Origin of the sequence: Pseudomonas sp. NCIMB 10586 (assembly GCF_023127895.1) — a bacterium.
Lineage (GTDB): Bacteria > Pseudomonadota > Gammaproteobacteria > Pseudomonadales > Pseudomonadaceae > Aquipseudomonas > Aquipseudomonas synxantha_A.
The window spans coordinates 17,066-41,011 of record NZ_SPKQ01000006.1; the positions used below are offsets into that span (position 1 = coordinate 17,066).

A 23,946-nucleotide genomic window follows, 5' to 3' on the forward strand; every position below is an offset into this window, starting at 1 on the left:
GTTTCTGCCTTGTCAGCCCGCGGCGATATTGCTAGTGTCGATGCATGACTACCTCTTGCCTCACCTCGACAACCACCACCACGACCGCTTCAAGCGGAGCGTGCGAGGTTTCGTGAGCCACTAGCAAACGAATTTCAAAGGCCCGCCAGCGATGGACAGGGCCTTTTTTATGCCCTTGTGTCGCTGGTTCACACGCAAGGAGATGCACCCATGTACGCCCTGTTGATACTGGACATCCAAGTCGGACTCATCCACGGCCCGGAGAAACCCTGGCGCTGCGACGAGCTGTTGGAAACGCTCAACACCCTGATGGGCAAGGCCCGTAGCGCAGGCGCGCCGATTTTTCTCGCTCGCCACATCGGCCCCGCTGGCTCGCCAATCGAACCAGGCAGCCCGCTTACGCTGATTGCAGAGGAACTGAAGTTGCAGGGTGAAGAAGTGGTGTTCGAAAAGCGCCGGCCTAACGCTTTTGCAATGACTGACCTGGCTGACCATCTGCGCTCCAGCGGCGCCACCGGCGTGGTAGTCACTGGGATGAAAACGCAATACTGCGTCGACAGCACCTGCCGTGCCGCGCGTGATCTTGGCTTCGATGCGGTGCTTATCGCCGACGGTCATACCTGTTCTGATACGCCCTTGATGAAAGCCGAGGCCATCGTGGCTCATCACAATGCCACGCTCAACGGGCCGTTCTGCCAGTTGGTTCAGGCTGAGGACTGGAGCTTTTAACAGAGCCTGACGACGGGGAGGTCAACAGGGCCGGGCTTCGGAACTTTCCTGCAAGATGCCGCGCTGTCGGTGAACTGGCGCACCCCAACCAACAAGCCTAGCCTTCCCCTGTCGCTGCAAAATCAGCGACCGGGTTTAGCAGCTCGGTTGATATCAAGGCCTGCAAAGCCACCATCCGTTCGAGCGATGCTTTCAGCATCCGCTGGTTCGTATCATGGCGGCTGTGCGTGGGGCACTTTCGGGTGCGCCGGGCTCCTTGATTCCTGGTCTGCTAACCCGCGTACGGTCGCCACCCTATAAAAAGGGCGAGAAGCCTCAACGCCCACCTCGCCCGCTGGCATCCCCTCATACTTCCCATTACCCTGACGGCCTTTATCAGACAATCGGAAGTCAGATACCCGTGCTCAAGCCTTTCGCCGTCATCGCCCTCGCCTTCATCCCTTCATTCGCCACCGCTGCCGAGCTGGATGGGGTCTGGCAAGGCACCTTGGGCAAGTCCGCTATCACCGTCTGTTTCAACGGCGCCGACGGGGAGCATGGCAGTTATTACTACCAGCGCATCCGTACCCCGATTCAACTGACCCAGGCCAACGACAACGCCCCTTGGGTAGAGGAAGGAAACACCGGTTTCTGGGCCCTGCAAAAACCTCAGGCCGATACCCTTTCGGGTGCCTGGAGCAAAATCGATGGCGGTACGCCGCTGCCACTGGCCCTGCGTCGCATCGGCACGGACGGCTGCGGCAGCGATGCCTATAACGCGCCCATGGAAGCCGCGCCGCTGCCGATCAAGACTGAGAAGAAGACTTTCCACAACCATCCCTACCTGCTCAAGACCCAAGGCCCCCGCGTCACGCTCAAGCTGGAGGGTGACAGCCCGGCGGTGCAGAAGATCAACCAGCAACTCGCCGCTCTGGCCGTCAATGACGAAGATCTAACCGACTATTTTTATGAGCGGCGTGAATACCTGGGTCGAAACGGCTCGGTCTATACCAGTGAGATCGAGGTTGAGCCCGCCTATTGGTCATCGCAATTTCTCACCGTGCGGTTCTACCGCTGGGCCGCAGGCCAAGGCGCCATGGGCATCAGTTGGGGCCTGCACTCCTGGAACCTGCAAACCGGTGAATCGGTTGACCCATGGACCTGGCTCGGCGGCCATCAGCAATGGTATGACGCCTATTCCGGCCACTTGAAGCTGCCGGCCGCCTTCAGTACCTGGCTGGCCAAGCAAACCACCACCGACGAGGGCTGCCCCGCGATCACCGATTACTCCAACTTTCACCTCAGCTTCAACACCCAGGGCCTGCAACTCTCGACACCTGCCAATGGTGACGGCTGCGACAACGACTTGGCCTTTACCTGGGAGCAGTTGGAGCCGGTGCTGACCGCACAAGGCAAAGCGGCAGTGCCCAGCTTGAAACTGCCTTGATCCGCCGGAGAAAAACCCCACGGCCGTTCACCAAAGGTTAAGAATCGCGCTCGTATACTCCCTGACTACCCATGACCGGTCGCCCGATCGGTCTCATGCCCCGGTAGCCAGATTCCATGACGCGTCCCGCTCCCCTGCTGCTCCTGCTTGCTGGTCTGTTGTTCTTCTTCGCCCTTGGCAACCACGAGCTGCAAGGCTCCACCGAGGCCCGGGTGTCCGGGATCGCCATGGCAATGCACTTGGACGATGACTGGGTGGTGCCGCGCCTGTTTCGTGAACCCTTCCTGGAAAAACCACCCCTGAGCCTGTGGCTGGATGCCGGTGCGATTCGCTTGTTCGGCGCCAGCACCGGGGCGGTGCGCCTAGCGTCGGCGTTTGCCGGGTTGTTCAGCGTGATGCTGCTGTACGGGATGCTGCGTCGCTTCAAGCGGCCGCAGACGCTGGCGTTCAGTGCCGCACTGATTCTGGCGACCATGGCCAGTTACTGGGGCAATGTGCGGGGGGTGGGTGAGGATTCGTTGCTCAGCCTCGGTGTGACCATGGCATTGCTGGGGTTCTACCAGGCTGTGCGGCCCGAGCGCGACAGCTCCAGTGTGTGGGCGTGGGCGTTGTTTACCGCTGGCATGGTCATCGCCACCCTGAGCAAGGGTGTGTTGGGCCTGGCGCTGCCGGGGATCGTGATCTTTGTGTACCTGCTCAGTACCAGTCTGATGGATAAACGCCTGCGCATCGGCGACTGGCTCAAGCCGGCACTGTTCACGCTGCTGGCCTTGGTGCCGCTGTTGATCTGGCTGGGGTTTCTGTTTCAGCGCGGTGGGATGCAGGCGGTGGGCGAGGTGTTGTGGACCAATAGCGTCGGGCGCTTCAGCGGTTCGTTTGTCGAAGCCGGGCATTACGAACCGTTCTACTATTACCTCGCGAAACTGCCCGAGGCCTTCCTGCCCTGGAATATCCTGGTGTACCTGGGCTTGTGGCATTTCCGCAAAAGCCTGGTGCGCAACCGCTACCGCCTGTTTTTCAGCGTGTGGCTGGTGGCGCAGTTCACCCTGCTGACCCTGGCTTCCAGCAAACGCACGGTGTATTTGATGGCGCTGACGCCAGCCGCGGCGGTGTTGGCCGCCGAATATGCGCGGGTGCTGCTGGAGTGGGCCAAAAACCGCAAGCCGGCGCTGTACCGCTACCACCGCCAGATCATCGGCGGGTTTTTCACCCTGGCCATCGCCTGCTACCTGAGCGCAGCGTTCTGGTTTGCACCAAAAGCCGATGTGCGCCAATCATTCGTACCGGTGATCAGCCAGGTCCAGACCCTGCAAGACGAAGGCCGAACGGTGGCGATGTTTCAGCCCAACGAGCGGATCGCCGGCGCCAGCGTGTTCTACCTGCAAGCCTACCTGCCGATCCTCAAGACCGAACCCGAGTTGCGCGCCTTCCTCACCGCCAAGCCCGGCAACGTTGCGCTGACGGACCACACCGACCGACTGAAAGAGCCGGTCACGGTGATCAAGCAAATGGCGATCAACCGCCAGCCTTACTACTTCGTCGAGCAGTAAGGCCGGCGCGGGGCATCAGTGCTTGGTGAGCTTGTCCAGGTAGCCCATGGCAAACGCCGAGACCACGAACGTCATGTGGATGATCACGTACCACATCAGGTGCTGTGGATCGACGTTCTTGGCGTCCATGAAGATGCGCAGCAGGTGGATGGAGGAAATCGCCACGATGGAAGCCGCCACTTTCATCTTCAGCGACGAAGAGTCCATGGTGCCCAGCCAGTTGAGCTTTTCCTTGTTTTCATCGATATCCAGCTGCGAGACGAAGTTCTCGTAGCCGGAAATCATCACCATCACCAGCAAGCCGCCAACCAGGGCCATGTCGATCAACGACAGCAGCAACAGGATCACTTCCGCTTCCAACATGGTGAAGATGTTGGGAATCACGTGAATGATTTCCTGGAAGAATTTCAGCGCCAGTATCAGCAAGCCCAGGGACAGCCCCAGGTAGATCGGCGCCAGCAGCCAACGCGAGGCGTACATCGTATTTTCGATAAAGCGTTCCATTGAATCTCACACAGCTTGGCTAAAAATGGCGCCGAGTATACCAGCCGCCACCCGGCCCCTGTCACCGCGAGAAAACTGACCCAAGTGGCATCTGTAAGAGAATTTTTCTGCTAGTGTCGAGGCCATTAACTCGGCTCGATGATGTCGGACAGGAAAACTCAGATGATGGATGTGCGATCCCCTTTGGCCACTCTCGGCCTGTGTGCGGCGTTGCTGATGGCCAGCGGCTGCTCCCCCAAAGAAGAGCAGAAGCAGGCGACCCTCGAAGAGAAAACCGCGAAGTTCGAACAGTCCCTGGACACCATCCAGGACCCCAAGCTGCGCGATGCCATCGCGGATCTGGGCGGCTCGCTGCTGTTGCTGGAACGTGCGCGCCTCAAGCTCGCCACCAAGCCCATCGAGGCCGAGTACGGCGAAGACACCCTGGCCTTGCTCAAGCACTACCCCACGCCCCAGGCACTGGTGGATACCTATATCAATGGCCTGTTCGTGCTGCGCAAAAGCTCTCATTCGGACTATCTGACGGATTTACAACCGGTCTTCCCGTTCAATTTCAACGCCCCTGACCAGTTCCCCTTCCCCCATGGCCTGGAATGGCAGTCGGTGACACTGAGCAACAACAAAGTCATTCCCTTCCAGCCGGAATGGTCGGAAACCGACCCGGGCATCCAATTGAGCCCCAGCAGCTCCAACCTCACCAACCCCGATGACCTGACGGTGACCTACCCGTTTATCGAAGGCATCGAGACGGAAAACAAAAGCCAGCCGCAGCCCGTCAGCCTCAAGGGCGCGGTTGAAGTGATCACACCGGGCAAGGTGCTGACCTTCGACCTGAGCAAAAAGGACGTGGGCCATAAACGCACCGAGGGCAACATCACCCTCAACCTGCTGACGCTGGAAAAGAACTACGCCGAGATCGAGCTGACCAACAGCGCCCCCCTGGCCGCAGACGTGGGCGACGAATCACCGAACCCTTTGCTGGTGCAGGCGCGGGACACTACCGGGCAATTTCTGACCCGTTCGGGCTCGATCAACGAGAGTGCCGCGCAAGTGGCGTTCTACGAGAAGCAACTGGCTGAAATGCACAAGCAAAAAGCCTGGTCCGACGCCTTCGAGAAACAGCTCACCGATGAGCAAAAAGCCTTCGAACACAAACAAACCAGCCATTACGCCAAGGTGTATTTCAACGGGCTGATCGACAACCTGCAGGTCAATGTCCTGGATTTCTCCCAGGCCACGGTTACCCACAGAGACCTGGATCTGCCGGTATTACGCTTCGACAGGAACAGCCTGCAAACCACGGTGCAGGCCCTGCCGATGCCGGTCACGGTGTATGACGACGGCGCCGCCAGCTGGCTCAAAGATGCCTCGATGACCGAGGACCAACTCAAAAGCAGCGTGACCATCAGCCAATCGACCGAAGACGCCAGCGCCGCGAAAATCATCTTTGACCACCCTTTCACCTTCAACGACGACCTGGTCGGCGCCGAGCGTAACAACAGTGATGCGCCTATCACCTTCTTCACCGCCGATGACAAGGGCGAGCGCGGCGAGCCCATCGAGCTGCCGACCGAGGCTTTCGAGCTGAACGCAGTAAACGGCACACTGACTTACGACCTCAACCTGTTCCCGGAAACCCCGGCGTTTGTGGTGGGCTCGGTGCCGCTGTTCCTGGCGACTATCGAGAAAGCCGTGATTGATGTCGCCAAGCTGCCCAAGGGCCTGTCGCTGAAGGACAACGCGCTGATCGTCGATCAAAAGGACTTCCCCTCCGACAGCTGGCGCTTCTACGCCAAGGACGCCAGCGGCAATTACCTCAAGGAAATCCTCAATGTCAGCCACCGCGCCGAGGAGTACGGCACCGCGCTGTTCGACGTGCATTACTTCTACGGCCAGCCGACTACGCTGGAGAGTTACCAGCGCACCGACCTGAGCACCGTGCAGTACGGCTTCGAGGTCAAGCTGGACAAACCAGAGAGCAAATAGCCGGCGCTAAAGGGCCAACTGCTCCTGGCCGCCATTGAGTTGGCGCAGATGAGCTTGCAGGTGCAGGCACCAGATCTGCGGCTCGTCCATTTGCTCGTAGCCATGCAAGGTCAGGCTATCAACGATGGTGCCCAGCATTCTTTCGGCCACGAAGGGCCCATGGAACGGGCCCTGGGATTTGATGGTGGAAGGCTGCTCGCCCGACATCCCGGCGGCAAACAATAGCGTCCACATGCCGTTATCCCCGGCGAGGGGGCGAATGGAGCATTCGATACGGGTGACCAGGCCCAAGCACTGGCGGGTAAGGCAAAGGTTGCGCGACATGGCGGCGCCCCTCGGTAGATCGGTGTTCAGCCCCAGCGCAGGGCGAGGCTGTTTCTATCCTGCGACTCCTGTGGATATCCCTGACTCTGAGAATAGAAGAAAAACACCACAAACCAAGGTTGTAGGGACCAACGGACGTCGGTCCCCGAGAATGGAGTCAATTTTGTGGCATAAACAATTCTAAATGTGGGAGGGGGCTTGCTCCCGATTGCGGTGTGCCAGTCTAAGTAATTTTGACTGACCCACTGCTATCGGGAGCAAGCCCCCTCCCACATTTGATTCCCATTGAGCTTCAGGGATCAGCTTGGCTTGGCTTCTGCCAACGCCTGCTGCGCCAGCTCTTTCTCCGCCTCCTTCAGATCTTCTTCGCTGATCATCTCGGCAATCGCCCGCAAACGCTCCACCACCCGCGCATTCACGGTGCCTTCCGGAAATTGCCCCTCGGCGTCCGGCTCACCGGCATCCTCGCCCACCAACAGGCTCAACGCCTCATCGGCCTGGCGTACCGCATAGATGTGGAATTGCCCGGCGCGCACGGCCTGCAGCACCTTCTCGTCGAGCATCAACGTCGCGACGTTGGCCTGAGGGATGATCGCACCCTGCTCACCGGTCAGCCCGCGTGCTTCGCAAAGGCGGAAGAAACCTTCGATCTTCTCGTTGACCCCGCCCACCGCCTGCACTTCACCAAACTGGTTGATCGAGCCGGTGATGGCAAAACACTGCTTGAGTGGCGTCTTCGACAAGGCCGAAATCAAGGTGCACGCCTCGCCCAGGGAGGCACTGTCGCCGTCCACATAACCGTAGGACTGCTCCAGGGCGATACTCGCGGAGATCGCCAGCGGGAATTCCTGGGCATAACGGCTGCCCAGGTATCCGGTGAGGATCATCACGCCCTTGGAGTGAATCGGCTGGCCGAGGTTGACTTCACGCTCGATGTCGACAATGCCGCTGCCCCCCGGGTACACCGTGGCGGAAATCCGCGCCGGTACGCCGAATGCCGAGTCGCCGACCTCCAGCACCGTCAGGCCGTTGCACTTGCCCACAGCGGCGCCGGCGGTGTCGATCAGGATGACGCCGGCGAGCATGTCGTCGAGAATCCGCGCCGACACGCGACCGGTGCGTGTGGCTTTGGCCTTGAGGGCGCGCTCGATATGCCCGGCATCGGTCATTTCGTCGCCGGCCAGGTGGCGAATGAAGTCCGCCTCGCTGACCAACTGGAACAGGTCGCCAATACGCGCCGACAAGCGGCCCTGATGTTCGGCCAGGCGTGCGCTGTAAGTCGCCAGGCGCGCGACCGCATCCGAGGTCAGCGGCGCCATGCCTTCTTCCGAAGTACGAGTTTTGAGCAACTGGGCGAACTGCTCCAGGCTTTCGTCGACCATGGGGATGTCTTCGTCGAAGTCCACCAGTACGCGGAACATCTCCTGGAAGTCCGGGTCGGCGTCTTGCAGCGCGTAATACAACTGGCGCGAGCCGATGATGATCACCTTCACCTGCAAGGGGATCATTTGCGGGTTGAGGGTCACGGTGGCCAGGCGGCCCAGTTCGCCCAGGGGCGACTCCATCTTCAGCTTGCGCGATTGCAGGGAACGCTTGAGCGCATCCCATACAAACGGCTCGCTGAGCATTTTTTCGGCTTCCAGAATCAAAAACCCGCCATTGGCGCGGTGCAAGGCGCCCGGACGCAACTGGCGATAGGTGGTGTAAAGCGCGCCCTGGTCGGTGCTGTATTCGATACGGCCGAACAGGTTGTCGTAGGTCGGGTGGGGTTCAAACACCACTGGCGCACCACCGTTGACCGGGTGACCCACCACCAGGCTCGGGCAGTACTGCTCTTCAAGCAGCTTGCGCGCCTGGGCGTCGGTCTTGGCGTCGTCCACCAGTTGCTCGACCACGGTTTTAAGCAGGTACACCTGCATCGCTTGCAGATAGCCGCAAACGCCGGCGTTTTCTGCATACTTTTCCGACAACGGTGCCAGCAACGGCTGCAGGGCCAGGGTGATGGTTTCTTCGTTGAACTGGCGCAGCTGGTTGTTGGACTCGCGCTTCCACTGCGGCAGGCTGGCCAACTCTTCGTTGAGGCGCTCTTCCAGCTCGGAAATATCGTTATGGAAACGCTCGCGATCGGCTTCCGGCAGCTGCGAAAACTCGGCTTCGTCCAGCGCCTTGCCGTCGAGCATCGGCGTAAAGGCGATGTTGGAGCTGTCGCGGTACAACGCCACGTCTTTTTCCAGCGCCAGGCGTTCGATCACATCCAGCGCCTTGTCGTAGCGCTGGTTGAAGGCCCGGTCGATGGCGCTTTTGCGCTGTTGATAAGTGGGGTGTTCAAACACTGCCGGAAAGGTGGCTACGAGGTTGTCGACCAACCCGTTGATATCGGCGATAAACGCCGCGGCGCCGCCCCCCGGCAATTCCAGGGCGCGGGGCTCGCGTGGCTCATCGAAATTATTCACATAGACCCAGTCCGCCGGGGTCTGCAGGCGTTTGCCTTCGGCTTTGAGGTAGCGTTTGACGAACGAAAAGCGGCCGGTGCCGGGCTCGCCCATCACAAACACGTTGTAACCGGGGCGTGGCATGGCCACGCCGAACTGCAAGGCTTCAACCGCACGTTCCTGGCCAAGCACACCGCGAAAGGGCTCCAAATCATTGGTGGTCGAGAAGCTGAACTGTTCAGCGGAGAAAGGGCGAGTCAGCGCTTCGGGCGCTAGACGCAAGCTGGCAGCAACAGGATCAGGCATCGGGCTTCCTTACATCAGGCGGGGCAGATGGGGGCATTCTGGCTCCGGGTTGAGCGCTCTGGCAAGGCGCGCTTTCGGGAAAGCATAGCCACCGCACGCGTCCTACAAAAAAATCGCCTGAGACTTAATGTTTATAAAAAAACACGGAACCCTAGGAACGTGCCTAAACTCCAAACTGCGCGGGTTGGACTAATAACTGGCCCCTAGGGTGCTGAGAAGCACCTGAACCCTTGTCCATTGGTTTGCACACAAAGAGAACAAAGCTATGAAACGGATCCTTCTTGGTACTCTCTTCACCGTCGTCTCCCTCAATGCAATGGCAGAAGCACCAGGTGGCCCGAACTGCGGTTGGGGCAACATGTTGTTCGAAGGCCAGCGCGGTACTCCGGCTCACTTCCTCGCTTCCACCACCAACGGCACCTCGGGTAACGCCACCTTCGGCATGACCTCGGGCACCAATGGTTGCAGCACCAACAGCGCCCTGACCTACGGCGGCAAGTCCTGGATTGCCATGAATGGCATGATGAACGAGCTGTCCGAAGACATGGCCAAAGGCAACGGCGAAGCACTGACCACCTATGCCGTGGTACTGGGTGTTGCCCCGGAAGATCGCGATCACTTCGCGGCCGTGACCCACGAGCACTTCCAGCAGATCTTCAGCAAGGCTGACGTGACCGCTGACGACGTGCACAACAACACCATTGCTGTACTGAAAAGCGATGCCCGTCTGGCGAAATACGCTACCCAGGCTTAAGCTCGACCCGCCCGCGTCTTTCGAGGCGCGGGTTTTATTTTTTCGACCTGCCCCCCTTGGGTCTTTTTTTCAGTCCGACTTAAGTAGCCCCCATGCTCAAACGCCTCGCTTGCCTGGCTCTCTTCGCCTGCGCCCCGCTGCATGCGGCACCGCACCTCGACGATCAACGTTTGCAGCAACTGGCCAATGATCCGTTCTGGCTGTCGCTGGGGCATTACGAAGCCGGCAAGATCAGTGGCTGGCGCAGCTATGTCAGCGACAAGAAATTCTTCCTCGCCGCCGACGGCGCCCATCACCCGGACGCCGAACTCAAGGCCACCGTGCAAGCGCTGTATGCACCGGCCAGCCTGGGTGAGAAGCACGCCCAGTGTGTGTACCCCGCACGTACCCGCTGGCTCAAGGATCAGTTGCACCTGACTGACCTGCCCGCCCTGGACTGCAAAGAATTCACCCAATGGTTCAAGGACGTCGCCCCCCATAGCGCGGTGATGATCTTCCCCGCGGCCTATCTCAACAGCCCGTCGTCGATGTTCGGCCACACTTTGCTGCGGATCGACCAGGCAGATGTGCAAAGCAACAACACTGCGCTGCTCAGCTACGCGATCAACTTCGGCGCCTATATCGAAGGCTCCGACAACAGCATCCTGTATGCCTGGAAGGGCCTGATGGGCGGCTACCCCGGCCTGTTCGCCCTGGTGCCCTATCAGGAGAAACTCTCCGAATACCGCAGCCTGGAAAACCGCGACCTATGGGAATACCGCCTGAACCTCACCGAGGTCGAGACCAAGCGCATGGTCGAGCACGTGTGGGAGCTCAAGCAGATCCAGTTCGACTATTTCTTCTTCGACGAAAACTGCTCCTATCGCCTGCTGGAACTGCTGCAAGTGGCCCGCCCCGGCCTGCGCCTGACCGAGCAATTCCCGCTCACCGCGATCCCTACCGACACGGTCAAGGCCGTCAAGGAAGCGGGCTTGGTGGAGAAGATCGACTATCGGCCCTCCCGTGAACGCGAGTTGCTCGAACGCGCTAAACCTTTGGATAGTGATGAGCAGCAATGGGTACTGAAAATCAGCGACGATCAGAAGCAACTGCAAGAGCCGGCCTTCAAGGCTCTGGCGCGTGATCGCCAGGCACTGATTGTGGATGCCGCCTATCGCCTTGGCCGCTACCGCGCCAACGGCCTGGAGCGTGACACCGCACGCTCCCAACGTAGCTTCGAACTGCTGCGCGCGATCAACCAGAACCCTGCGCCAGACCTCAAGATCACGCCGCCTGGTTTGCCGGAAAACGGCCACCAGTCACGCACCTGGCAAGCCGGCATCGGCACCCGTGGCGACAAAGCTTTTGGTGAATATGGCCTGCGCATGGCCTATCACGACCTTAACGACAACGCCGAAGGCTTCCCCCTGGGCGCCCAGATCGAAATCCTGCAAATGAAACTGCGCCAGTACGAAGGCAATCACTGGCAGTTGCAACAACTGGACCTGGCCACCATCCGCTCGCTGACGCCGCGTAACGCGCTGCTGCAACCCTGGTCATGGCAAGTGACTGGCGGCCTGGAACGGGTACCGGGCAAGCACGACGACGAAACCCTGGTCGCCCACGTCAACGGCGGCGCCGGCGGCACCTGGCAACTGAGCGACGACACGCTCGGCTTCGCCCTTGGCACCGTGCGCGTGGAACACAACAACGATTTCAGCGAAGCCATCTCGCCCGCCGCCGGCTTCAACACCGGCGTGCTGTGGAAAAACCCACTGGGCAACCTGAGCCTGGAAGCCAAGGGGGATTTCTTTACCAATGGTGAAGTGCGGCGCAGCATCAGCCTCAACCAGCAGTGGGAACTGTCGCGCAACCTGGGCCTGCGCCTGAGTGCGCAGCGTGAATACAGCCACTTATCCACGCCTGTGAATGAAGTGATGCTTGAAGTGAAGTGGTACCACTACTGACATAGGCCTGGCGAAGATCAAAATGTGGGAGGGGGCTTGCTCCCGATGGCAGAGTGTCAGTCACCGAATACGAGGCTGAAACAACGCTATCGCGGGCAAGCCCGCTCCCACACTTGACCGCATGCTTTCAAAACCATCGCGTTGCCTGTCCAATAGGAGCTCTATCAACATGGCCGTTAATTGCACCACCCTCGAAGAAGTCCGCGAAAACATCGACCACCTTGACCAACAAATCGTCACCCTGCTCGCCGAGCGAGGCCACTACGTATCTCAAGCAGCGCGCTTCAAAAAAGATTCGGATAGCGTCAAGGCGCCGCAACGAGTTGAACAGGTGATCGCCAAGGTGCGGGGGTTGTCCGAGGTAGTAGGCGCTAACCCAGAGGTAACTGAGCAGGTGTATCGCGCGATGATTGCGGCGTTTATCCAGCAGGAGTTGGCTGAACATGCCGCTCTGACGGTCAACGAGGCCTTTTAACCCAACACATTTCTCACCGTCCTTTCACACCGCCCCCACAAATCACTGACTAGACTCCCCTTATCAGCCGTGAATCGGCCAGGGAGTACGCCATGTGGCGGTATGCGGTAATGCTGTGTGCAATGGTGTGTTTGTCAGGCTGCCAATCCACTCACCAAGAGTTGCTGGCCAAGGGTTATCCACCCGCCTTCGCTGACGGCTTTGACGACGGTTGCAGCAGCGGTCGCCAGGCCGCTGGGGTGATTACCGGGGAGTTTCGCAAGAACGTTCCACGCTATTTGAAAGACCGGCAATACGCCGAAGGCTGGGAAGACGGGTTTCGCCAGTGCAAAGCCATGCGTGAGAACGAAGAACTGCGCGACTACCAGGAAAACCGCAACAACGACCGCGAGCGCGAGTGGCAGCAGGAAAAAGACCGCGATGCGGCCAAGGCGTATCGCTCGCAGTAGGTCGTTTGCAGACATCCATCGAAACTAAAGCACGGCGAACATGGCCCAAATGCCATAAAGGGAGAACACCATGAGCCGAGCTTTTGTAAATGAAGACAACGCCGCCGCCCAGGCCGATCAGCCGGTGGAGCGTCAGGTCAGCGAACAGCCCAACCGCCTGACCGCGCAAGGGTTGGCGCAGTTGCAAGCCAAGGTGGCGCAATTGCAGCTTGAGTACAGCGCCGAGTCCGCCAAGGGTGAGCAGGCCGATAAGCAGCGCCAGGCGGATCTTGAGCGGGACCTGCGTTACTTCAACCAGCGGGTGCAAAGCGCTCAGGTGGTCGCGCCGGCGACAGCCACCGACAAGGTGCAGATCGGCAGCTGGGTCACGTTCGCCAATGAGCAGGACGAGCAACAGCGCATTCAATTGGTAGGTGAGGATCAAGCCGACGCCAACGCCGGTTTGATCAACTGGGGCTCGCCTCTGGGCCGCGCCTTGTTGGGGGCCCAGGTGGGCGACGAGGTGCTGTGGAAGCGCCCCGTAGGCGATCAGTTGATCGAAGTGCTGAGCATCGAGCCCGAGGTTTAGACGATGCCCTGGGCCAGCATCGCGTCAGCCACTTTCACGAAGCCTGCGATGTTGGCGCCCTTGACGTAGTTGACCCGGCCGTTTTCCTCACCGTAATGCACGCAGGCATGGTGAATCGACTGCATGATGTTGTGCAGTTTGCTGTCCACTTCCCCGGCGGTCCACAGCAGGCGCATGGCGTTCTGCGACATTTCCAGGCCGCTCACTGCCACACCGCCGGCGTTGGACGCCTTGCCAGGCGCAAACAGGATGCCCGCGTCGATGAAGATATCCACAGCCTCCAGGGTGGTCGGCATGTTGGCGCCTTCGGCCACGCAAATGCAGCCGTTGCGCAACAGCGTGCGTGCGGCTTGGGCGTCGAGTTCGTTCTGGGTGGCGCATGGCAGCGCGATATCGCACGCCAGCTCCCAAGGGGTTTGGCCTTTGCGGAATTCCAGGCCGAAACGTTCAGCCAGTTCACTGATACGCCCGCGCTGTACATTTTTCAGCTCCAGCAGGGCCGACCATTGTTCTTCGGTCAAACCACTTTCGGCGTACAGGGTGCCTTCGGAGTCCGACAGGGAAACCACCTTGCCGCCCAGGTCCATGACCTTGCGCGCCGCGTATTGCGCCACGTTGCCGGAGCCGGACACCGCCACCCGCTTGCCTTCGACCCGCTGACCTTGGCGCTTGAGCATTTCCTCGGCGAAATACACACAGCCGAAACCGGTGGCTTCCGGACGAATCAGGCTGCCGCCATAAGTCATGCCTTTGCCGGTCAGCACTGAAGTGAATTGATTGCTCAGGCGCTTGTACTGGCCGAACAGAAAGCCGATTTCCCGTGCGCCCACACCGATATCGCCGGCCGGCACGTCGACGTCCGCACCGATGTGGCGGTACAACTCGCTCATGAACGCCTGGCAGAAGCGCATCACTTCGGCATCGCTCTTGCCCTTGGGGTCGAAGTCCGAGCCGCCTTTACCGCCGCCCATGGGCAGCGAGGTCAGGGAGTTTTTGAAGGTCTGCTCGAAGGCGAGGAATTTCAGCACGCCCAGGTTGACCGAAGGGTGAAAGCGCAAGCCACCTTTGTACGGGCCGATGGCGCTGTTCATCTGGATACGGAAACCGCGATTGACCTGAACCTTGCCGTGATCATCCACCCACGATACCCGGAAGGTGATGGCGCGTTCCGGTTCGCAAATGCGCTCCAGAATGCCCGAGGTCAGGTAGTGGGGGTTGGCTTCAAGAAAGGGCCACAGGCTGCGCAGGACTTCTTCTACAGCCTGGTGGAATTCCGGCTGGTCGGGGTCGCGTTTCTTGAGGCGGGCCAGGAAGGATTCGACGGATTCGATCATGAAAAGTCTCGGCAAATTGATTGTTGTTAAACAGAGAATGAGCCGGACTTTATCAATTCATTTCGCACCGTGACAGGGCAAAATGTCGCTTTTGTGAATTTAAATGGTGCATTGGATATAAATAATCAGGATTTTTGCCCTCTAACAGGGATTTCAACGCGAGATATGCACCAATAGTTAAACCGCTATCGCAGGCAAGCCAGCTCCCACATTGGACCGTGTCGTAGCAGAGGTACTCGATCTAATGTGGGAGCTGGCTTGCCTGCGATGAAGTCGCCTCGGCCCACCTGAACAGCGCCAAAAAAAAAACGGAGCCCGAAGGCTCCGCTTTTTTCAAACCAGCCCGAATCAGGCCAGTTTTTTGTGACGCACACGGTGCGGCTGGGCAGCTGCTTCGCCCAAGCGCTTTTTACGGTCGGCTTCGTACTCGGTGTAGTTACCTTCGAAGAACACCGCCTGGGAGTCATCTTCGTACGCCAGGATGTGGGTCGCGACGCGGTCAAGGAACCACCGATCGTGAGAGATCACAATGGCGGCGCCCGGGAAGTCCAGCAGGGCTTCTTCCAGGGAACGCAGGGTTTCAACGTCGAGGTCGTTGGACGGTTCGTCGAGCAGCAACACGTTGCCGCCCTCTTTCAAGGTCAGGGCCAGGTGCAAGCGACCACGCTCACCACCGGACAGGTCCTTGACGAACTTCTGCTGATCGCCGCCCTTGAAGTTGAAACGGCCGACATAGGTGCGCGACGGGATTTCATAGTTGCCGATACGGATCTGGTCGGAGCCGTCGGAGATCTGCTGGAATACAGTCTTGCTGCCGTCGAGGTCGTCGCGGCTCTGGTCTACACAGGCCAGTTGCACGGTGTCGCCGATCTCGATGCTGCCGGAGTCCGGCGTTTCCTTGCCCATCAACATGCGGAACAGCGTGGACTTACCCGCACCGTTACCACCAATGACGCCGACGATCGCGCCTTTTGGCATGGAGAACGACAGGTTGTCGATCAGCACGCGGTCGCCATAGCCCTTGGATACGTTCTTGAACTCGATGACCTTGTCACCCAGGCGCGGACCGGCCGGGATGTAGATCTCGTTGGTTTCGCTGCGCTTCTGGAATTCCTGCGACTGCATTTCTTCAAAGCGTTGCAGACGGGCCTTGGATTTGGACTGGCGGGCCTTGGCGCCTTTGCGCACCCACTCCAGCTCTTCCTTCATGGCTTTTTCGTGGGCCGATTGCTGCTTGGATTCGGCGGCCAGACGGTCGGACTTGGCTTCCAGCCAACCGGAGTAGTTGCCCTCGTAAGGGATACCGGCGCCGCGGTCGAGCTCGAGGATCCAGCCGGCAACGTTGTCCAGGAAGTACCGGTCGTGCGTGATTGCAACCACGGTGCCCGGGAAATCGTGCAGGAAGTGCTCCAGCCAGGCGACGGAATCGGCGTCCAGGTGGTTGGTCGGTTCGTCGAGCAGCAGCATATCGGGAGCCGACAGCAGCAGGCGGCACAGGGCCACACGACGTTTTTCACCACCAGACAGGTGCTCGACCTTGGCGTCCCACGCCGGCAGGCGCAGCGCATCGGCGGCGACTTCCAGTTGGCGCTCCAGGTTGTGACCGTCGCCAGCCTGCAGGATGGCTTCGAGCTTGGCCTGCTCGGCGGCCAGCTTGTCGAAGTCGGCATCCGGTTCGGCGTAGGCGGCATACACCTCGTCGAGGCGCGCCTGGGCGTCCTTGATCACGCTGACGGCCTCTTCAACCACTTCGCGCACGGTCTTGGTCGGATCCAGGATCGGCTCTTGCGGCAGGTAACCGATATTCAGGTCCGGCATCGGGCGGGCTTCGCCTTCGAACTCGGTATCGACGCCGGCCATGATTTTCAGCAGCGTGGACTTACCCGAGCCGTTGAGGCCGAGCACGCCGATCTTGGCGCCTGGAAAGAAGGACAACGAAATGTTTTTCAGGATTTCCCGCTTCGGCGGAACAACTTTTCCCAGCCGATGCATGGTGAAGACGTATTGAGCCATGGTGAACCTAGCGTCAGTTACTGATGAATTAAGCGGACGAAGCCCGTGCCAGGCCATGCGCCGCGCGGGCCTTTGACTATCATCAATGCCTGCGTGGGGAAAAAGCCTGAATGTCTGGGGCTGGAACGCCCCCGCGTAACCGGCAAAGCTACCTGAATGCGCTGGGGCAGTCCAGCCAGGGAGGACTGGCACTTTGCCACAACTCAAGGCATGCTAGCCGCCCTCCGGGCGTCCGGCTTATAGTGCACGTCGCGCGCCAGTCCAGCCAACCGCAGGATCACAGCTTGTCCAAAGTCACGCCGCCCACTCCCTTGCGCGCCGCTCATATTGCGCCGGGAGCGCCCCTGCACGGTACCTTGAAGGGCGCATTGGCGACGCTTGTGCTGATGTTGCTCGCGTTATTGTTCTGGCAACTGCTTGACCAGTTGCAGCAAAACCAGAAAAACCAGCAGCAATACACCATCGACTACAGTGCTGACTTGGCCGAGCAGATCAGCCAGAGCATGGCACTGAGCGCGCAGATCGCCCTGAACCTGCTGCCCATTGTCGAGCCGCCGCGCAATGCCGAACAGCAGCAGGCCTTGATGCGCACGTTGCAGCGCTCGTTGCCGGACCTACGCAGCTTCGCCCTGCTCACCCCCAACGGCGCACTGATCAGCGACACTGCCGAAGGCAGCCAAGACAGTGCCCTGCTCGAAGACCTGGTCAAGCGCAGTCACGCCCAGTCTTACTACCTGAGCAACGACAATGACGGCACGGTCATCTATCTGTTGCTGCACCAACCCAGCGGTGGCTCCAAGGTGTACTGGGCCTTGCGCCTGGCCCCCAATTACCTGGCCAACCTCACACGGCAGGACATTCAGGGCCAGCGCCCGATGTGGGCGATCGAGAACAGCCTGAACCATCGTGTGGTCAGCCGTGACAGCGGGATGCCCGCGCAGTGGCCCAGCGCCCTGACGCCGGAAGAATTGAACCGCAGTGTGCTGGTCACGCCCTTGAGCAAAAGCGACTGGCAACTGCGCGGCCTGTTTGACCGCAGCGCGGTGCTGGAACAACTGCTGCCTGCCTTTATCGGCAAGTGCCTGCTGGGCCTGGCATTTTCGCTTGTCCCGGTGATCGTGCTGCTCAACATGCGCCGCCGCCAACGCCAGGTGAATGAAGGCCGGCGACGCTATCAGGACATCTTCGAAGGCACAGGCGTGGCCTTGTGCGTGCTTGACCTGGCGGGGCTCAAGGCGTTTTGCAACAAGACCCAGGTACAAAGCCGCGAACAGTTGCACGCCTGGTTGCAGGCCAACCCCGCCGAGCGCAAGCAACTGCTCAGGGAGTTGCGCGTCACCGAGGTCAACCAGATGGCCGTGCGCCTGCTCAACGTCGCGTCCTGCGAGCAGGCGTGGGAACGCCTGATCGATGATTGCCCGCGCAATGCCACGTCCATCGGCTATCAGGTGCTGGAAGCTGTACTGACCCGGCAAAAACAGCTGGAGCTGGAAATCCAGCTCAACGACGTGGCCGGCAACGAACAGTACCTGTGGCTGGTGATGCGTTTGCCGGAGCAGCAGGATGACGTCAAGGCCGTGATCCTCAGCATCAGCGACATCACCAGCCGCAAACTGATCGAGTTGTCGCTGGTGGAGCGCGAGAGCTTCTGGTCGGATGTGGTGCGCACCGTGCCCGATCACCTGTATGTGCAGGACGTGATCAGCCAGCGCATGATTTTCAGCAACCATCATCTGGGCCACACCCTGGGCTACAACAAAGCCGAACTGCAGCAAATGGGTGAGTACTTCTGGGAGATCCTGCTGCACCCCGAAGACGCCGAGCACTACCACGACTCGCGTGAACAGCAACGCCAGGCCGCTTACACGACCCAGTTGCACTGCCAACTGCGCTTTCGCCACCGCAATAACCAATGGCGCCGCTTCGATATTCGCGAACAGGCCCTGGCCCGGGATACGTCCACGGTGGTCACTCGGATCATCGGTGTGGCCAAGGACATTACCGACCAGATCGAAGCCAGCGAATCCCTGCGCGACAGCGAACAGCGCTACCGCATGTTGGCTGAAAGCATCAGCGACGTGATCTGCTCTACCGACAGCCAACTGGCTCTGAATTACATCAGCCCATCGGTCAACACCGTGCTGGGCTATGACGTGGATTGGGTGTTCAAGCATGGCTGGCAGTCGATCGTTGCCAACCCGCAACAGTTGACCGGCATTTATAGCCTGATGGAACAGGTCAGTCGCGCCCTCGGCAACCCCGAGGAGTTGAACACCTTGCGCGATGAAGTCCAGACCCAACTGTTCCTGTTCGACTGCCTGCGCGCCGACGGGCGCAAAGTACCGATCGAACTGCGCCTGGTGCTGGTGTGGGATGAACATGGCGCCTTTGAGGGCATCCTCGGCGTGGGCCGCGATATCAGCCAGCAACGCCGCGCCGAAAAAGACCTGCGCATGGCGGCCACGGTCTTCGAGCACTCCACCTCGGCGATCCTGATCACCGATCCGGCCGGCTATATCGTGCAAGCCAACGAGGCGTTCAGCCGGGTCAGCGGGTATGAAGTGGCGGACGTGCTCGACCAATTGCCGAACATGCTCACCGTCGACGAGCAGCAGGAAGCCCACCTGCGTTATGTGCTCAAGCAACTGCACCAGCACAGTACCTGGGAAGGCGAAGTGTGGCTCAAGCGCCGCAACGGCGAGCATTACCCGGCCTGGGTCGGCATTACGGCGGTGTTCGACGATGAAGGCGACCTGGCCAGCTATGTGTGCTTCTTCAGCGATATCAGCGAGCGCAAGGCCAGCGAACAGCGCATCCACCGCCTGGCCTACTACGACGCCCTGACCCACCTGCCCAACCGCACGCTGTTCCAGGACCGTCTGCACACGGCGTTGCAATCGGCAGAACGGCAGAAGTCGTGGGTGGTGTTGATGTTCCTCGACCTCGACCGCTTCAAGCCGATCAACGACTCCCTCGGCCACGCCGCCGGCGACCGTATGCTCAAGGAAATGGCGACGCGCCTGCTCGGTTGCGTGGCCGAAGACGACACCGTGGCGCGCATGGGCGGCGACGAGTTCACCCTGCTGTTGCAACCACGGGTCAGCCGCGAAATGGCGCTGAACCGCGCGATTCATGTGGCCGAGCAGATTCTGGCCAGCCTGGTGAAGCCATTCGTGCTCGAAGGCCGCGAGTTCTTCGTGACCGCCAGTATCGGCATCGCCCTCAGCCCCCAAGACGGCAACGAGCTGAGCCAACTGATGAAAAACGCGGATACGGCGATGTATCACGCCAAAGAGCGCGGCAAGAACAACTTCCAGTTCTACCAGGCCGACATGAACGCCAGCGCCCTGGAGCGCCTGGAGCTGGAGAGCGACCTGCGCCACGCCCTGGACCAGAACGAATTCGTGCTGTATTACCAACCGCAATTCAGCGGCGACGGCAAACGCCTGACCGGCGCCGAGGCCCTGCTGCGCTGGCGCCACCCGCGTCGCGGGCTGGTGCCGCCGGGGGATTTCATTCCGGTATTGGAAGAACTCGGGCTGGTGGTGGACGTGGGCGATTGGGTGATCAGCGAAGCCTGTCGCCAACTCAAGACCTGGCACCAGAACAAGGTGCGGGTGCCCAAAGTCTCGGTGAACATCTCGGCGCGACAGTTCTCCGACGGCCAGCTGGGCACGCGCATCGCCACCATCCTCAAGGACACTGGCCTGCCGCCAGCGTGCCTGGAGCTGGAACTGACCGAAAGTATCCTGATGCGCGAAGTCAACGAAGCGCTGCAAATCCTCGCCAGCTTGAAGAACCTGGGCCTGAGCATCGCGGTAGACGACTTTGGCACTGGCTATTCATCGCTTAACTACCTCAAGCAATTCCCCATCGACGTGCTGAAGATCGACCGCACCTTCGTCGATGGCCTGCCCTCCGGTGAGCAGGACGCACAGATCGCCCGGGCGATCATTGCCATGGCCCACAGCCTGAACCTGGCGGTGATCGCCGAAGGTGTGGAAACCCACGAGCAATTGGACTTTTTGCGCGAGCATGGCTGTGATGAGGTCCAGGGTTACCTGTTCGGGCGGCCGATGCCGGCGAATCGGTTCGAGGCGCAGTTCAGCAATGATGCTCTCTTCATGTTCGACTGACCTGCTGTTGTGAAGCTTATGGCTCCATCGGGAGCAAGCCCCCTCCCACCTTTGAACTGTGAATACCTTCGAATGTGGGAGGGGGCTTGCTCCCGATGAGGCCAGCACAGTCACCACTCATCCCCAGATGAGCCCCACTTGTCCGCGACATGATGTCCTTTCATATGCCATCCAAAACCCATTGGGTTAGAATGCCCTCCTTTTCTGCCCCCGATCCTTGAGGACCGCCATGTTCAGCCGTGATTTGACTATTGCCAAGTACGACGCCGATCTCTTCGCCGCCATGGAGCAAGAAGCCGTGCGCCAGGAAGAGCACATTGAGCTGATCGCTTCGGAAAACTACACCAGCCCTGCGGTGATGGAGGCTCAAGGTTCGGTTTTGACCAACAAGTACGCCGAAGGCTACCCGGGCAAGCGCTACTACGGTGGTTGCGAGTACGTCGACGTGGTTGAGCAGTTGGCCATCGACCGTGCCAAGGAGCTGTTCGGCGCCGATTACGCCAACGTCCAGCCACACGCCGGCTCCCAGGCCAACAGCGCCGTGTACCTGGCCCTGCTGCAAGGCGGCGACACTATCCTGGGCATGAGCCTGGCCCACGGCGGTCACCTGACCCACGGCGCCAGCGTTTCTTCCTCCGGCAAGCTGTACAACGCCGTCCAGTACGGTATCGATGCCAACGGCCTGATCGACTACGACGAAGTCGAGCGCCTGGCGGTCGAGCACAAGCCAAAAATGATCGTGGCTGGGTTCTCTGCCTACTCGCAGATCCTGGATTTCCCACGCTTCCGTGAAATCGCCGACAAGGTCGGTGCCTACCTGTTCGTCGACATGGCCCACGTGGCCGGTCTGGTGGCAGCGGGCGTGTACCCGAACCCAGTGCCTTACGCTGACGTGGTGACCACCACTACCCACAAGACCCTGCGCGGTCCACGTGGCGGCCTGATCCTGGCTCGCGCCAACGCCGAGATCGAGAAGAAGCTCAACTCCGCGGTATTCCCCGGCGCCCAGGGTGGCCCGCTGGAGCACGTGATTGCCGCCAAGGCGATCTGCTTCAAGGAAGCACTGCAGCCTGAGTTCAAGACCTACCAGCAACAAGTGGTGAAGAACGCCCAGGCCATGGCATCTGTGTTCATCGAGCGCGGTTTTGACGTGGTGTCCGGCGGTACTGAAAACCACCTGTTCCTGCTGTCGCTGATCAAACAGGACATTTCCGGTAAAGACGCTGACGCCGCCCTGGGCAAAGCCTTCATCACCGTGAACAAGAACTCCGTGCCGAACGACCCACGTTCGCCGTTCGTCACCTCCGGCCTGCGCTTCGGCACCCCGGCTGTGACCACCCGTGGCTTCAAGGAAGCAGAGTGCAAGGAACTGGCCGGCTGGATCTGCGACATCCTGGCTGACCTGAACAACGAAGCCGTGATCGACGCGGTACGTGAGAAGGTCAAGGCCATCTGCAAAAAGCTGCCGGTTTACGGCGCTTGATTGCAGTTGCTTGAATGAAAAGCCCGGCTCTTGAGCCGGGCTTTTTTATTTCAATTTGAAATGCATTCAATTGTGGGAGGGGGCTTGCTCCCGATAGCAGTGTGTCAGTCACTTATATGTTTACTGACCCACCGCAATCGGGAGCAAGCCCCCTCCCACAGTTGATCGCATTTCAAGTCAGGCTTGGTAGACCTTGGCAAAACCTTCGCGGATCTTGTCCTCCGGCAACTCATCGGCAATAAACACGATTACACTCTCCCGCGCCTCGCCCTCGGCCCATTCGGTGTCCCAGTCAAAACCATAGAGTTTCAGCACGCCCTGGAACACCATGCGTCGATCCTCCCCGGCAATATTCAGCACGCCCTTGTAGCGCAGCAGCTGCTTGCCGTGGTCTTCCAGCAGTTCGTTCATGAACTCACTGAGGCGGTCGATATCCAGCGGTTGGTCGGTGCGCAGCACCAGGCTGGAAATACGGTCGACCGATGGCGCAGCGCTGACCGGGCGCAGGCTCATGCCGGCATTGAGGTTGAAGCCGCGCACATCCAGCAACTCAGCCAAGTCGATCTTGCCGTGATCCACCACACGGATCGGCGCACGCCGGTTGATACGGGTCAGGCGCTGACTGAGGGCGTCGAAGGTGGCGTTGTCCACCAGGTCGCGCTTACTCACCAGCAGGCGGTCGGCAAAGCCGATCTGGGCCTGGGCGATGGTCTGGGTCAGGTGATGCTCGGCGTGGGCGGCGTCCACCAGGGTAATGATGCCGTCGAGGATGTAGCGCTCGCGCAGTTCTTCGTCGATGAAAAAAGTCTGGGCCACTGGTGCCGGGTCGGCAAGGCCGGTGCATTCGATCACCAGGCGGTCGAAGGCGATTTCGCCACTGTCCAGACGCTCAAGCAGCAGGTACAGGGCCTTGGTCAGGTCGGTGTGGATGGTGCAGCACACGCAGCCGTTGGACAGGGTCATGACTTGTACCGGCTCGTCGCCCAAGAGCTGGGTGTCGATGCCGGCGTCACTGAATTCGTTTTCGATCACGGCGATTTTCAAGCCGTGCTCGGCCTTGAGCAGATGGCGCAGCAAGGTGGTCTTGCCGGCACCGAGGAAGCCGCTGAGGATGGTGACGGGGATGGGAGAGGACAAAACTATTCTCCTGATAACTGAATAAACACAAAACAAATGTGGGAGCAAAGGCCCCTGTGGGAGCTGGCTTGCCTGCGATGCAGACAACTCGGTGCTTCAGTCAGACCGAGGTGATGCTATCGCAGGCAAGCCAGCTCCCACAGAAAGCCCTGCTCCCACAGGGGTATCGCATTGGCCTGCGTTACCGGGTCAACAGCACTTGGGACCACCCTTGCCGCCGTAACGGGCCTCCTGGCGTTCGCGGAAGAACGCCTTGTAGTCCATCACCGGCTTGTCCGGGTGTTTGGTTTGCATATGCTCGACGTAGGTGTCGTAGTCGGGCATGCCGACCATCAGGCGCGCGGCCTGACCGAGGTATTTACCGAGGCGACTGATGTCATTGAACATAGTGGCA

At 60.0% G+C, this 23,946-nt stretch carries 18 protein-coding genes; 11 read left to right on the plus strand and 7 right to left on the minus strand.

Features of this window, described 5'->3' with window-relative positions:
• Positions 1–210 precede the first annotated feature (210 nt).
• From E4P01_RS01570 to E4P01_RS01580, 3 genes are all read left to right on the plus strand, one after another.
• On the plus strand, positions 211–729 hold the full coding sequence (locus E4P01_RS01570; RefSeq protein WP_216092122.1) for a cysteine hydrolase family protein: 519 nt from the start codon (positions 211–213) through the stop codon (positions 727–729).
• Between the two features lie 400 nt (positions 730–1,129).
• A complete protein-coding gene (locus E4P01_RS01575) occupies positions 1,130–2,155 on the plus strand; it encodes a hypothetical protein (RefSeq protein ID WP_216092123.1) in 1,026 nt (341 codons plus the stop codon).
• 116 nt (positions 2,156–2,271) lie between these two features.
• Positions 2,272–3,705, plus strand: a complete 1,434-nt coding sequence (locus E4P01_RS01580; RefSeq protein ID WP_216092124.1) for a glycosyltransferase family 39 protein — start codon at positions 2,272–2,274, stop codon at positions 3,703–3,705.
• Between the two features lie 15 nt (positions 3,706–3,720).
• Here the strand turns inward: E4P01_RS01580 and E4P01_RS01585 are convergent, their stop codons facing one another.
• Positions 3,721–4,209: a TIGR00645 family protein gene (locus E4P01_RS01585; RefSeq protein ID WP_005791582.1), complete on the minus strand. Its 489-nt coding sequence runs from the start codon at positions 4,207–4,209 to the stop codon at positions 3,721–3,723.
• Positions 4,210–4,371: 162 nt separating this feature from the next.
• Between E4P01_RS01585 and E4P01_RS01590 the strand changes: the two genes are divergently transcribed.
• Positions 4,372–6,195 (plus strand): hypothetical protein, encoded by a 1,824-nt coding sequence (locus tag E4P01_RS01590; protein WP_216092125.1) that lies wholly within the window; start codon positions 4,372–4,374, stop codon positions 6,193–6,195.
• Between the two features lie 6 nt (positions 6,196–6,201).
• Here the strand turns inward: E4P01_RS01590 and E4P01_RS01595 are convergent, their stop codons facing one another.
• Both E4P01_RS01595 and E4P01_RS01600 read right to left on the minus strand, forming a co-directional pair.
• A complete protein-coding gene (locus tag E4P01_RS01595) occupies positions 6,202–6,519 on the minus strand; it encodes a hypothetical protein (RefSeq protein WP_005791586.1) in 318 nt (105 codons plus the stop codon).
• A gap of 299 nt (positions 6,520–6,818) precedes the next feature.
• Positions 6,819–9,257, minus strand: coding sequence for an ATP-binding protein (locus E4P01_RS01600; protein ID WP_032879413.1), 2,439 nt, complete (start codon positions 9,255–9,257; stop codon positions 6,819–6,821).
• Between the two features lie 265 nt (positions 9,258–9,522).
• Here E4P01_RS01600 and E4P01_RS01605 point away from each other — a divergent pair, with 265 nt between their 5' ends.
• From E4P01_RS01605 to E4P01_RS01625, 5 genes are all read left to right on the plus strand, one after another.
• Positions 9,523–10,011 (plus strand): DUF3015 domain-containing protein, encoded by a 489-nt coding sequence (locus E4P01_RS01605; protein ID WP_003194274.1) that lies wholly within the window; start codon positions 9,523–9,525, stop codon positions 10,009–10,011.
• Positions 10,012–10,103: 92 nt separating this feature from the next.
• Positions 10,104–11,957: a DUF4105 domain-containing protein gene (locus E4P01_RS01610; protein WP_216092126.1), complete on the plus strand. Its 1,854-nt coding sequence runs from the start codon at positions 10,104–10,106 to the stop codon at positions 11,955–11,957.
• A gap of 169 nt (positions 11,958–12,126) precedes the next feature.
• Positions 12,127–12,432 carry a chorismate mutase gene (locus E4P01_RS01615; RefSeq protein ID WP_032879411.1) on the plus strand — a complete coding sequence of 102 codons (306 nt, stop codon included), beginning with the start codon at positions 12,127–12,129 and terminating at the stop codon, positions 12,430–12,432.
• Positions 12,433–12,524: 92 nt separating this feature from the next.
• Positions 12,525–12,881, plus strand: a complete 357-nt coding sequence (locus tag E4P01_RS01620; protein WP_032879410.1) for a hypothetical protein — start codon at positions 12,525–12,527, stop codon at positions 12,879–12,881.
• Positions 12,882–12,951: 70 nt separating this feature from the next.
• Positions 12,952–13,449, plus strand: coding sequence for a GreA/GreB family elongation factor (locus tag E4P01_RS01625; RefSeq protein ID WP_032879409.1), 498 nt, complete (start codon positions 12,952–12,954; stop codon positions 13,447–13,449).
• On the opposite strand, the gene gdhA is transcribed toward E4P01_RS01625, so the two are convergent.
• Positions 13,446–14,783 (minus strand): NADP-specific glutamate dehydrogenase, encoded by a 1,338-nt coding sequence (gdhA, locus tag E4P01_RS01630; RefSeq protein WP_032879406.1) that lies wholly within the window; start codon positions 14,781–14,783, stop codon positions 13,446–13,448. The genes E4P01_RS01625 and gdhA overlap by 4 nt on opposite strands.
• 348 nt (positions 14,784–15,131) lie before the next feature.
• Complete coding sequence (gene ettA, locus E4P01_RS01635) at positions 15,132–16,796, minus strand: energy-dependent translational throttle protein EttA (RefSeq protein WP_005791601.1); 1,665 nt, start codon at positions 16,794–16,796, stop codon at positions 15,132–15,134.
• A 284-nt stretch (positions 16,797–17,080) separates the two neighbouring features.
• Between ettA and E4P01_RS01640 the strand changes: the two genes are divergently transcribed.
• Complete coding sequence (locus E4P01_RS01640; RefSeq protein WP_216092127.1) at positions 17,081–20,932, plus strand: bifunctional diguanylate cyclase/phosphodiesterase; 3,852 nt, start codon at positions 17,081–17,083, stop codon at positions 20,930–20,932.
• A gap of 229 nt (positions 20,933–21,161) precedes the next feature.
• On the plus strand, positions 21,162–22,415 hold the full coding sequence (gene glyA / locus E4P01_RS01645; RefSeq protein ID WP_078822372.1) for a serine hydroxymethyltransferase: 1,254 nt from the start codon (positions 21,162–21,164) through the stop codon (positions 22,413–22,415).
• A 177-nt stretch (positions 22,416–22,592) separates the two neighbouring features.
• Here glyA and yjiA read toward each other — a convergent pair whose 3' ends face one another.
• The gene (gene yjiA, locus E4P01_RS01650) at positions 22,593–23,552 is read right to left on the minus strand and encodes a GTPase (RefSeq protein ID WP_032879403.1); all 960 of its coding nucleotides are present in this window, start codon (positions 23,550–23,552) and stop codon (positions 22,593–22,595) included.
• Between the two features lie 189 nt (positions 23,553–23,741).
• Positions 23,742–23,939, minus strand: a complete 198-nt coding sequence (locus tag E4P01_RS01655; protein ID WP_003194308.1) for a YbdD/YjiX family protein — start codon at positions 23,937–23,939, stop codon at positions 23,742–23,744.
• Between the last annotated feature and the right edge of the window lie 7 nt (positions 23,940–23,946).